This is a genomic window from Paracoccus jiaweipingae, from assembly GCF_044335505.1.
Taxonomy (GTDB): domain Bacteria; phylum Pseudomonadota; class Alphaproteobacteria; order Rhodobacterales; family Rhodobacteraceae; genus Paracoccus.
The window spans coordinates 112,212-122,604 of the sequence record NZ_JBISBS010000006.1 but is presented as its reverse complement, the minus strand read 5'-3'; the positions used below and the strand labels follow the sequence as shown (position 1 = coordinate 122,604).

10 protein-coding genes are annotated in these 10,393 nt (G+C 66.0%); 6 read left to right on the top strand and 4 right to left on the bottom strand.

Translation table 11 applies throughout. From position 1 onward, the window contains the following. Positions 1-40: 40 nt before the first annotated feature. The 5 genes from ACFXP9_RS11515 to der all read left to right on the top strand — a co-directional run bounded on the left by ACFXP9_RS11515 (position 41) and on the right by der (position 5,419). Positions 41-640, top strand: a complete 600-nt coding sequence (locus tag ACFXP9_RS11515) for a superoxide dismutase (protein ID WP_397208694.1) — start codon at positions 41-43, stop codon at positions 638-640. Between the two features lie 239 nt (positions 641-879). After that, a complete protein-coding gene (gene rarD / locus ACFXP9_RS11510) occupies positions 880-1,788 on the top strand; it encodes an EamA family transporter RarD (RefSeq protein ID WP_397208695.1) in 909 nt (302 codons plus the stop codon). Between the two features lie 86 nt (positions 1,789-1,874). Beyond that, the gene (locus tag ACFXP9_RS11505; RefSeq protein ID WP_397208696.1) at positions 1,875-2,564 is read left to right on the top strand and encodes a tetratricopeptide repeat protein; all 690 of its coding nucleotides are present in this window, start codon (positions 1,875-1,877) and stop codon (positions 2,562-2,564) included. A 51-nt stretch (positions 2,565-2,615) separates the two neighbouring features. After that, positions 2,616-3,938 (top strand): outer membrane protein assembly factor BamB family protein, encoded by a 1,323-nt coding sequence (locus ACFXP9_RS11500; RefSeq protein ID WP_397208697.1) that lies wholly within the window; start codon positions 2,616-2,618, stop codon positions 3,936-3,938. After that, complete coding sequence (gene der / locus ACFXP9_RS11495) at positions 3,935-5,419, top strand: ribosome biogenesis GTPase Der (RefSeq protein ID WP_397208698.1); 1,485 nt, start codon at positions 3,935-3,937, stop codon at positions 5,417-5,419. Before ACFXP9_RS11500 ends, der begins: the two co-directional genes overlap by 4 nt. Before the next feature lie 15 nt (positions 5,420-5,434). On the opposite strand, the gene ACFXP9_RS11490 is transcribed toward der, so the two are convergent. The 4 genes from ACFXP9_RS11490 to rpsD all read right to left on the bottom strand — a co-directional run bounded on the left by ACFXP9_RS11490 (position 5,435) and on the right by rpsD (position 9,198). Next, a complete protein-coding gene (locus ACFXP9_RS11490) occupies positions 5,435-6,274 on the bottom strand; it encodes a hypothetical protein (RefSeq protein ID WP_397208699.1) in 840 nt (279 codons plus the stop codon). 88 nt (positions 6,275-6,362) lie between these two features. Next, on the bottom strand, positions 6,363-7,292 hold the full coding sequence (locus ACFXP9_RS11485) for a prephenate/arogenate dehydrogenase family protein (RefSeq protein ID WP_397208700.1): 930 nt from the start codon (positions 7,290-7,292) through the stop codon (positions 6,363-6,365). Continuing rightward, on the bottom strand, positions 7,289-8,389 hold the full coding sequence (gene hisC / locus ACFXP9_RS11480) for a histidinol-phosphate transaminase (protein ID WP_397208701.1): 1,101 nt from the start codon (positions 8,387-8,389) through the stop codon (positions 7,289-7,291). Before hisC ends, ACFXP9_RS11485 begins: the two co-directional genes overlap by 4 nt. A gap of 188 nt (positions 8,390-8,577) precedes the next feature. Beyond that, positions 8,578-9,198: a 30S ribosomal protein S4 gene (gene rpsD, locus ACFXP9_RS11475; protein WP_397208702.1), complete on the bottom strand. Its 621-nt coding sequence runs from the start codon at positions 9,196-9,198 to the stop codon at positions 8,578-8,580. A gap of 394 nt (positions 9,199-9,592) precedes the next feature. Between rpsD and ACFXP9_RS11470 the strand changes: the two genes are divergently transcribed. Next, the gene (locus ACFXP9_RS11470; RefSeq protein ID WP_397208703.1) at positions 9,593-10,393 is read left to right on the top strand and encodes a glycosyl transferase; all 801 of its coding nucleotides are present in this window, start codon (positions 9,593-9,595) and stop codon (positions 10,391-10,393) included.

Sequence of the window (10,393 nt, the reverse complement as noted above, 5' to 3'; positions counted from 1 at the left end):
GCACAAGCGCCCACGCGAACTTACTGGAAAGGAAACCGAAATGGCTTTCACGCTTCCCGATCTTCCCTATGCCCATGACGCGCTGGCCGATGGCGGCATGTCGAAAGAGACGCTGGAATATCACCACGACAAGCACCACAAGGCCTATGTCGACAAGCTGAACGAGCTGGTCGCCGGGACCGAATGGGACGGCAAATCGCTGGAAGAGATCGTCAAAGGCACCTATGACAAGGGCGCCGTGGCGCAGAACGGCATTTTCAACAATGCCAGCCAGCACTGGAACCACAGCCAGTTCTGGGAAATGATGGCCCCGGCCAAGACCGCCATGCCGTCCGAGCTGGAAAAAGCCCTGACCGAGGCGTTCGGCTCGGTCGATGAGTTCAAGAAGAAATTCAGTGAGGCCGGTGCCGGTCAGTTCGGTTCGGGTTGGGCGTGGCTGGTCAAGGACAGCGATGGCAGCCTGAACATCACCAAGACCGAAAACGGCGTGAACCCGCTGTGCTTTGGCCAGACGGCGCTGTTGGGCTGTGATGTGTGGGAACATTCCTATTACATCGACTTCCGCAATGCGCGGCCCAAATATCTGGAAAACTTCCTGAATAATCTGGTGAACTGGGAAAACGTCGCCAGCCGCATGTAAGGCTGTCGGCGTTTCCGTGGACGATGGACGGCACCCCCTGCGGGTGCCGTTTTTCGTAACGGCAGGTGCCGGTCGCGCGGGCATGGTCCGGCGCCCGGTGGTGCCGGGGCTTGTGCCGGTCGCGGGGCTGTGGATCATGCCGGTCTGCTGTGCCGGGATGCGGCCACGGCGCGATCCGGCGCGGGTCGCGGCGGGGATCGGGCGGTGCGGAAGGGTCAGCGCAGAACGCGGGGGGCGCAATGACGGAACGCATAAAGGGCCTGTGGGCGATGACCGGCTGTTGCCTTGTCTGGGGCCTGTCAGCGATTTTTTACAAGGCGCTGGCGGTGGTCGGCCCATGGGATGTGCTGGCCCATCGCACTATCTGGTCGCTGATGCTGTTCGGCGCCATCCTGACGGCGCAGGGCCGGCTGGGGGCGCTGTGGGCGATCCTGCGCGGACCGCAGATCGGGCGCATCATGCTGGCGGCGCTGATGATTTCGCTGAACTGGCTGTTATTCATCTGGTCGGTGCAGAACGGGCAGGCGGTTCAGGCCTCGCTGGGGTATTACATCTTTCCGCTGGTGGCGGTGCTGGCCGGGGTGGCGCTGTTTGGCGAAAGGCTGTGGCCCTCGCAATGGCTGGCGGTGGCGATGGCGGGGCTGGCGGTGCTGGTGCTGACGCTGGGGCTGGGGGTGACGCCATGGATCAGCCTTGCGCTGGCGGTCAGCTTTGGCGCCTATGGCATTGTCAAGAAAGGGCTGGATCTGGGGCCGATGATCTCGGTCGCGGCCGAGGTCGCGCTGCTGGCGCCGCTGGCGCTGGTCTGGCTGGCGGCGGGGCATTGGGGCTGGCTGCCGGCGGGCATGGCCGGGGCGCTGCGCTTTGGCGATGATGCCGGGGTGACGGCGCTGATGCTGGCATCGGGGGCGATGACGGCGGTGCCGCTGATGCTGTTTGCCTATGCCGCGCGGCGCGTCGATCTGGCCAGTCTGGGGCTGTTGCAATACCTTAACCCCAGCCTGCAATTTCTGGTCGCGACGCTGGTCCTGCACGAAGAATTTACCCGCTGGCACATGATTGCGTTTGTCCTGATCTGGGCGGCGCTGGCGATCTGGTCGCGCGCGGTCTGGCGGCGGGGGCGACAGGGCGGGGCGCTGGCGGGCTGACCGGGGCTGTGACGCGGCTGCGCTTGCGTCCTTGTTCTGTGCGCGCCCTCAAGTATAAGGGGGCAAAGCACAAAGCCGGAAAGACCATGGCCCACGACAGCGACAGTTTTATCGACGAAGTCACCGAAGACCTGCGCCGCGACCGCCTGTTTACCGCGTTTCGCCGCTATGGCTGGATCGCGGGGCTGGTGATCCTTGGCATCGTCGGCGGTGCGGCGTGGCGCGAATACAGCATCGCCAAGGCGCGCAATGCCGCGCAGGACTGGGGCGATGCGGTGCTGGCCGCCGAAGGTTCGGACCAGCCGGTGGCCGCGCTTGGGGCGCTGGCCGGTCAGGGCGGCGCGGGCCATGCGGCGCTGGCCGATCTGCTGATTGCCAGCCACCAGCAACAGGCCGGGGCCGGGGCGCAGGCGGTGACGGCGCTGGATGGGGCCGTACAGGCGGCGGGCAATGATGTGCTGTTGCGCGATCTGGCGCGGCTGAAATCGGTGATTGTGCAAGGCTCGGGGATGGATCTGGCGCAGCGCGACGCGATGCTGACCGAACTGTCCCAGCCCGGTGCGCCGTTTGAGCTGCTGGCCCTGGAACAAAAGGCCATCGCGCTGATCGGTGCCGGGCGCGACGAAGATGCGGCCACGCTGATCCGACAGATTCAGGCGCGTGACGGGCTGTCGGACAACCTGCGCCGCCGGCTGGCGGAAATGATGGTGACGCTTGGCGAAGAACCCGAACCCGCGGCCGAGGCAAACCCGGCGGCGATGGGAACCAACGGCTGAGGCCCGGCAATGGGCGCGGCAAAGAAACGGGGCGAAGAAATGGGGGCTGGGATGACCGGAAAGCAGATGATCGCGGCGCTGGGTGTGACCGCATTGCTGGCGGGCTGCGCCGAGCGCGAGCTGATCCTTCAGGGCGAGCGGCTGGACCCGCGCGCGGTGACCTCGCCCGATGGGCCGGGGGTGGTGGGCGATCCCGCGCCGACCACGGCGGCGCTGGCGCTGCCGGCGGCGCGCGCCAATGCCGACTGGCCGCAGCGCGCGGGCGGGGCCGCCCATGCCAGCGGCCATGTCGCGCTGGGGGCCGGGACCACCCGCATCTGGTCGGCACCGATCGGCGCCGCGGCGGATCGCCGGCACCGGCTGACCGCCGATCCGGTGGTCGCGGGGGGCGTGATCTTTACGCTGGACAGCCGCGCGCGGGTCACCGCCACCGCCCGCAATGGTGGCCGGGTCTGGTCCACCGATGTCACCCCCGCGGGCGAACGCGGCGACAGCGTGTCGGGCGGCGGTGTCGCCTATGATTCGGGTCATGTCTATGTCACCACCGGCTGGGGCGAGCTGGTGGCGCTGGATGCGCGCAGCGGCGCGGTCATCTGGCGCCAGCGCGTCGGCGCGCCCATCGCCGGTGCCCCCACGGCGGCGAATGGCGTGGTCTATGTCACCGCGCGCAATGCGGTCGGTTGGGCCGTGCGCGCGGGCGACGGCAAGGTGCTGTGGCAGACCAGCGGCAATACCTCCAGCTCGGGGGTGATGGGCGTCTCGGCCCCGGCAGTCTCGGGCAGCACGGTGGTGTTCCCGTTCAATTCCGGTCAGCTGCTGGCCGTCGATGCCGACAGCGGCAGCACGCTGTGGTCGGGACAGGTGGCGGGCGTGCGCCGTGGCCGGTCCATCGCGGTGATTCGCGACCTGACCGGCGATCCGGTGATCAGCGGCGGCAAGGTCTTCGCCGGCAGCTCGTCTGGCCGGATCGACGCTTTCGATCTGGCCAGCGGCGCGCAGGACTGGTCGGCCCGCGACGGCGCCAACAGCCCGGTGCTGCCGGTCGGCAACGCGGTATTCGCGGTCAACGATCAGGCGCAGCTGGTGCGGCTGGATGCGCGCAACGGCGCGCGGGTCTGGTCCGTGGACCTGCCCTATTTCACCGATCAGAAGATCAAGAAACAGGACCGCATCACCGCCAGCTTTGGCCCGGTTCTGGCCGGGGGGCGGCTGTTCGTGGCCTCCAGCGACGGGGTGCTGCGGGTGTTTGACCCGGCCTCGGGGGCACTGGTCGGGCAGGGGGCGATCCCGGGCGGGGCGGCCAGTGCGCCGGTCGTGGCGGGCCGCACCCTTTATGTCACCGGCCGCGATGGCCAATTGCACGCATTCCAATGACCTTCACACTTGCCATTGTCGGGCGTCCCAATGTCGGCAAATCCACCCTGTTCAACCGTCTGGTCGGCAAGCGTCTGGCGCTGGTCGATGACCAGCCCGGCGTCACCCGCGACCTGCGCGAGGGCGATGGTCGTCTGGGGCCGCTGCGCTTTGTCGTGATCGACAGCGCCGGTCTGGAAATGGCCGAGGATGACAGCCTGCAAGGCCGGATGCGGCGCCTGACCGAACGCGCCGTGGACGAGGCCGATATCTGCCTGTTCGTCATTGACGCGCGGGTGGGGGTGACGGCGGCGGATGAATATTTCGCTGACATCCTGCGCAAGCGCGCCAAACACGTCATTCTGGCCGCCAACAAGGCCGAAGGCCGCGCAGGCGAGGCCGGCGCGATGGAGGCTTTTGGCCTTGGTCTGGGCGAGCCGCTGCGCATCAGCGCCGAACATGGCGAGGGGATGGACGACCTGTATCGGGTGCTGGCGCCGCTGGCCGATGAGGTCGAGGCCGCCCGCCCCGCCCCGATCATGCCCGAAACCGATGTCGAACTGTCAGACGAGGCCGCCGAAACCGGCGAAGGCGCCGAGGACTGGCGCCCCAGCGCCGCGCGCCCGCTGCAACTGGCGGTAATCGGGCGGCCCAATGCGGGCAAATCCACGCTGATCAACAAGATTATCGGCGAGGACCGCCTGCTGACCGGACCCGAGGCCGGCATCACCCGCGATTCCATCAGCGTGACCACCGATTTCATGGGCACGCCGATGCGGATTTTCGACACCGCCGGAATGCGTAAAAAGGCCAAAGTGACCGACAAGGTCGAAAAGCTGTCCGTGGCCGATGGCCTGCGCGCCGTCCGCTTTGCCGAGGTGGTGGTGGTGCTTCTGGACGTGGCCATCCCTTTCGAACAGCAGGATCTGCGCATTGCCGATTTCGCTGAGGCCGAGGGCCGCGCCGTGGTCGTGGCCGCGAATAAATGGGACCTTGAAGAGGACAAGCCCGAAAAGCTGAAGGAACTGCGCCAAGCGTTCGAGCGTCTGCTGCCACAGCTGAAGGGCGCGCCCCTGGTGACCGTCAGTGCCCGCACCGGCAAGGGCCTTGACCGCCTGCATAACGCCATCCTGAAGGCGCATGAGGTCTGGAACCGCCGCGTCGGCACCGCCAGGCTGAACCAATGGCTGTCCGCCATGACCGAGGCGCACCCGCCCCCCGCACCGGGCGGGCGGCGCATTCGCCTGCGCTATATGACCCAGATCAAGACCCGGCCCCCGGCTTTTATCGTCAAGGCCACGCATACCGACAAGCTGCCCGACAGTTACCAGCGTTATCTGGTCAACGGGTTGCGGCTTGATTTCGACATGCCCGGCACGCCGATCCGGCTGACCTTCCGCGATCAGGGGGATAAGAACCCCTATCGTCACAAGGCCACCAAGATCAGCCAGTCCGGTGCGCTGTCCAAGCATAAGGTCCGGCAAAAACCAAAGGGCGGCTAAGGCCGTCCGGGGGGGTCATGTGACCTCCAGCACCAGAACCAGCGCGATGGCGGCAATGCCCGCCACCGCCAGCGTCGCCATGGACGGGCTGACCGGCATGGTGACGGCGGCAATGCCGATCAGGCCCCAGATGACCGCCACGGAAAAGCTGACCGTGCCGTGAATGCGCAGCTGAACCGCCATGGCGATCACGATGATAATGCCGATGGCAAAGGCCTGCGTGACCTGCAAAGGCAGGCCAAAGCGATCGGCCAGAAAGGCCGCGAACAGCAGCAGCGTCGACAGGCTGGCCCAGCCGCCGAACAGGCCGATACCGCTGCGCCGGGCCACGCGGCGGCCATCGCGCTGGCCGCGGATGACCGCGATCAGCGCCGCCAGCATCATCACCAGCGCCAGCATCAGCGCCGCCATAGGCGCGGGCTGGACCAGCCACGGCCAGCCCGCCCCGGCCAGCAGTGCCACAACAAGCGGCAGATGTTCGCGCCAGGCCAGATCGGGGCGATGCAGGCGCAGCATATGACGCGGCGTCGGCGGCAGGTCGCTGCGGATGGCGCGCAGATCGGCACGATGGGCGCGGCGCTGCGCCACCCCCAGCCGTCGCGCGGTGGCGGCGACCTGCGTCAGATGCCGCCCCAGTGTGACCCAACAGCCGACCAGCAGCAGCCACAGCGACATGCCGGATTGCGGCCGCAACAACATCTGTGTGCTGTGGGCCATGGCGGTGGCTGTGGCCCCCTCCATCAGCCCCAGCCCCGCCGTGCCCCCCACCGCAGGCGGCAGCAGCGCATAGGCCAGGGTGCTGGCCATGAAGGTCAGCCACGAGACGGCCAGAACGGGCAGGGTCACAGGGCGCATAGCATCCAAACGCCGCGCCGACAGCCGCAGTTTCCCCCGATTTCAGGGCGTCGATAAAAAAATGTTAATCGGGGCGACGCACCGCCGGTTATTTCTGCGCCGGTCCGCCGCTGCGCCCGAAATCGGCGGCCTCGGTATCCTGACCGGCCTCGATAATGCCGCGACGGATGGCGCGGGTGCGGCTGAAATAATCGAACAGGTGCTGGCCGTCGCCCATGCGGATGGCGCGTTGCAGCACGAACAGCTCTTCGGTGAAGCGGCCCAGAATATCCAGCGTCGCCTCGCGGTTATGCAGGAACACGTCGCGCCACATCGTCGGGTCGCTGGCGGCGATGCGGGTGAAATCGCGGAAACCCGCGGCGGAATATTTGATCACCTCGCCCTCGGTCACACGCTTGAGGTGATCGGCCACGCCCACCATCGTATAGGCGATCAGATGCGGGGTGTGGCTGGTGACGGCAAGCACCAGATCGTGATGCGTCGGCTCCATCTCCTCGACATGGGCGCCCATGCCGGTGATCAGCGCGCGCAGCCGCGCCACCGCCTGCGGGTCCGTGTCGGGCAGCGGCGTCAGCAGCCACCAGCGGTTGACGAACAGCGTGGCAAAACCAGCGGCGGGGCCGGAATGTTCAGTGCCCGCCAGCGGGTGGCCCGGAATGAACACGGCGTGATCGGGCAGATGCGGGGCCACGGCGTCGATGACCGATTGTTTGACCGAGCCGACATCGGTGATCATCGCGCCGGGCGCCAGATGCGGGGCGATTTCTGCCGCGACCAGCCCCATGGCGCCGACGGGAACCGCCAGCACCACCAGATCGGCCCCGCGCACGGCCTCGGCGGCGCTGTCCATGACTTCGCACAGGTTCAGGGCGCGGGCCTCGTCACGGGTGGCGGCGCTGCGGGCATAGCCGGTGATCCGCGCCGCCAGACCGTTTTCGCGCATGGCATGGGCCATCGAGCCGGCGATCAACCCCAGCCCGATCAGCGCAACCTGTTGAAAAACGGGCTGATCGCTCATGCTGTGGCCTGTTTCTGGGCCATGAACTGGCCGATCACATGCGCCACCCTGCGGCACGAGGATTCGTCACCCACGGTGATGCGCAGACAATGCGGCAGGCCATAGCTGCCGACGCGGCGCACGATGATGCCCTCGGCCTGAAGGGCGGTGTCACAGGCCTCGGCGGTGGGCTGATCGGCAAAGCGGGCCAGAATGAAATTGGTCATCGAGGTGTCCGAAGGCACCCCTTTTTCAGCCAGCGATTCGGCCAGCCAGACCCGCATCCGGGCATTTTCGGCGCGGCAGCGGGCGACATGGTCCTGATCGCGGATCGCGGCCTCGGCGGCGTCCAGCGCCGCCTGTGACAGGTTGAACGGGTCGCGGATGCGGTTCAGCACGTCGATGATTGACTGCGGGCCATAGCCCCAGCCGATGCGCAACCCGCCAAGCCCATAGATCTTGGAAAAAGTGCGGGTCATCACCACATTCGGCAGTCGCGTTGCCAGATCGGCGCCGCCGTCATAGTCACCGACATATTCGGCATAGGCCGCGTCAATCACCAGAATGGCCTGCGGCACGGCGCGGGCCAGCCGCTCCAGCTCGGGCAGGCCGATCATGGTGCCGGTGGGGTTGTTGGGGTTGGCGACAAAGATCAGCCGGGTGCGCGGGGTCGCCCCTGCGATCAGCGCGTCGACATCGGTGACGCGGTCGCGTTCGGCCACCTGCACCGGCGTGGCGCCGACGGCATGGGCGCCGATGCGATACATCAGAAAGCCGTGTTCGGTGAACAGAACCTCGTCGCCGGGGCCGGCATAGGCCTGGCACAGCATGTGGATCACCTCGTCACTGCCGACGCCGCAGATGATCCGGTCGGCGTCAAGATCGTGGGTCTCAGCGATCGCCTGCCGCAGCGCGGCGTGGTCTGACGAAGGATAGCGATGCAGCTTATGCGCCGCGCGGATCACCGCGTCGCGCGCCTTGTCCGAGGGCCCGAAAGGGTTTTCGTTCGATGACAGCTTGATGGCGTCGCTGCGCCCCGCGATCTGTGCCGCGCCGCCCTGATACAGCGCGATTTCCATGATGCCGGGTTGTGGCTGGATCTGGGGATGGTCGGTCATGGCAGCGGTTCCTCATGGCTTGGAATGATCTCTATGCGCTGGCCGGGGGCTTTGGAAGTCCCGCCGCGGGGCCGGGGGCCGGGGCATGTCAAAAATGTCGCAATTGCACAGGGCACGGCGGCGCAGGGGCAAGTGAAAAGGCCGCCCCAGGGGGCGGCCTTTGAAACAGCGGTCGATTGTCGCGAAGATCAGTTCTTCGCGTAAAATTCGACGACCAGATGCGGTTCCATCTGAACGGCATAGGGCACATCGCCAAGCGCCGGGGTGCGCACGAAGGTCGCGGTCATTTTGCTGTGATCGGTTTCCAGATAATCGGGCACGTCACGTTCGGCCAGGGAAACGGCCTCCAGCACGATGGCCAGTTGCTTGGACCGGTCGCGAACGGCGATCACATCGCCTTCCTTGACGCGATAGGACGGGATGTTCACCCGTTTGCCGTTCACGGTCACATGGCCGTGGTTCACGAACTGGCGTGCGGCAAAGATGGTCGGCACGAATTTGGCGCGATAGACGACGGCGTCCAGACGACGCTCCAGCAGGCCGATCAGGTTTTCACCGGTGTCGCCCTTGACGCGCTCGGCCTCGGCATAGATGCGGCGGAATTGCTTTTCGGTCAGATCGCCGTAATGGCCTTTCAGCTTCTGCTTGGCGCGCAGCTGGGTGCCGAAATCGGACAATTTGCCCTTGCGGCGCTGGCCGTGCTGGCCGGGGCCATATTCACGGCGGTTCACCGGCGACTTGGCGCGGCCCCAGATGTTTTCGCCCATGCGGCGGTCGATCTTGTACTTGGCAGCGGTGCGTTTGGTCATCGCTGATCTCCTTCTTTGTGGTTTCGAAGGGCGTTGTCCTTTGGCCACGGTTCCGGTCATCCCGGTTGCGTGCCCGACAGGCATCCCCTTGCGGGGGCCACCAACACCAATGAATGCGCGCTTATAGCCGCCTGTCCTGCACTGTCAAGAACCCCTTTCCCGTAACCCCGTGATTCGCCGCTGTCACCCAACATGGCGCATGATCCGTTACCATCCGGTTAATGCGGAACATGATTTTTTTCGCGGCTGTAAACGGAATCTCAATCTTTTGCGGTCAGCCTGTGCCGAAGTGACGATGATAGCCGGGAATGCCTGCCGATGATCTGTGCCATGCTTTTGATGTTCTTGTTTGCCGGGGCTTGCCTGCGCCCCTCGGGCAGGCCAGAACATGGGCATGAAACAGGTTATCTGCATCAAATGGGGCACCAAATACGGGCCCGAATATGTCAATCGCCTTTATGGCATGGTGGCGCGCAATATCACGCCGCCTTTCCGGCTGTATTGCTTTACCGACGATGGTGCCGGTATCCGCCCCGAAGTGCAGATCCGGCCCCTGCCGGACTTCGAATATACGGCGCCCACGAATACCCTGGGGAAATGGCCGAAATCACGGTTATGGGGCGATCTGGGCGATGTGACCGGAGTGGTGCTGTTCGTCGATCTCGATTGCGTCATTACCGGCAATCTGGACCCGTTTTTCAGCTTTGGCGACCCCGAGGATACGGTTCTGGCGCGCAACCTTTCGACCCCGTTCGAGAAGCTGGGACAGACCTCGATCTATCGGATGCAGGTCGGGCGGCTGGCACCGCTGCAACAGATGTTTCAGGCCGACCCGCAGGGCATTGCGGATACCTATCGGTTCGAGCAGCGATTTGTCACCCGCAACGCCCCCGGCGGGATCAGGTTCTGGCCGCGCGGCTGGGTGACGCATTTCCGCCTGCAATCGGTGCCGCATTTTCCGCTGAATTATGTGATGTCCCCGCGCATCCCGCGCGGCAGCCGGGTGGTGATCTTTGCCGGGCGCATCAACCCGCACGATGCCGTCAATGGTCGCTGGGGCGATGGCGACCCGGCGCGGACGCCGCTGGACCATCTGCGCGCGGCTTTCGATGGTCGCAGGCGTCACGGTTTGTCGCGGCATCTGCGCCATTATCTGCGCCCGGCAAGCTGGATCGCCAGGCACTGGCGCGAATAA

Bases quoted from the DNA above. Each gene is read 5' to 3' on its own strand.
- ACFXP9_RS11515 (WP_397208694.1), top strand. From the start codon at position 41: ATGGCTTTCACGCTTCCCGATCTTCCCTATGCCCATGACGCGCTGGCC.
- rarD (WP_397208695.1), top strand. From the start codon at position 880: ATGACGGAACGCATAAAGGGCCTGTGGGCGATGACCGGCTGTTGCCTT.
- ACFXP9_RS11505 (WP_397208696.1), top strand. From the start codon at position 1,875: ATGGCCCACGACAGCGACAGTTTTATCGACGAAGTCACCGAAGACCTG.
- ACFXP9_RS11500 (WP_397208697.1), top strand. From the start codon at position 2,616: ATGACCGGAAAGCAGATGATCGCGGCGCTGGGTGTGACCGCATTGCTG.
- der (WP_397208698.1), top strand. From the start codon at position 3,935: ATGACCTTCACACTTGCCATTGTCGGGCGTCCCAATGTCGGCAAATCC.
- ACFXP9_RS11490 (WP_397208699.1), bottom strand. From the start codon at position 6,274: ATGCGCCCTGTGACCCTGCCCGTTCTGGCCGTCTCGTGGCTGACCTTC.
- ACFXP9_RS11485 (WP_397208700.1), bottom strand. From the start codon at position 7,292: ATGAGCGATCAGCCCGTTTTTCAACAGGTTGCGCTGATCGGGCTGGGG.
- hisC (WP_397208701.1), bottom strand. From the start codon at position 8,389: ATGACCGACCATCCCCAGATCCAGCCACAACCCGGCATCATGGAAATC.
- rpsD (WP_397208702.1), bottom strand. From the start codon at position 9,198: ATGACCAAACGCACCGCTGCCAAGTACAAGATCGACCGCCGCATGGGC.
- ACFXP9_RS11470 (WP_397208703.1), top strand. From the start codon at position 9,593: ATGAAACAGGTTATCTGCATCAAATGGGGCACCAAATACGGGCCCGAA.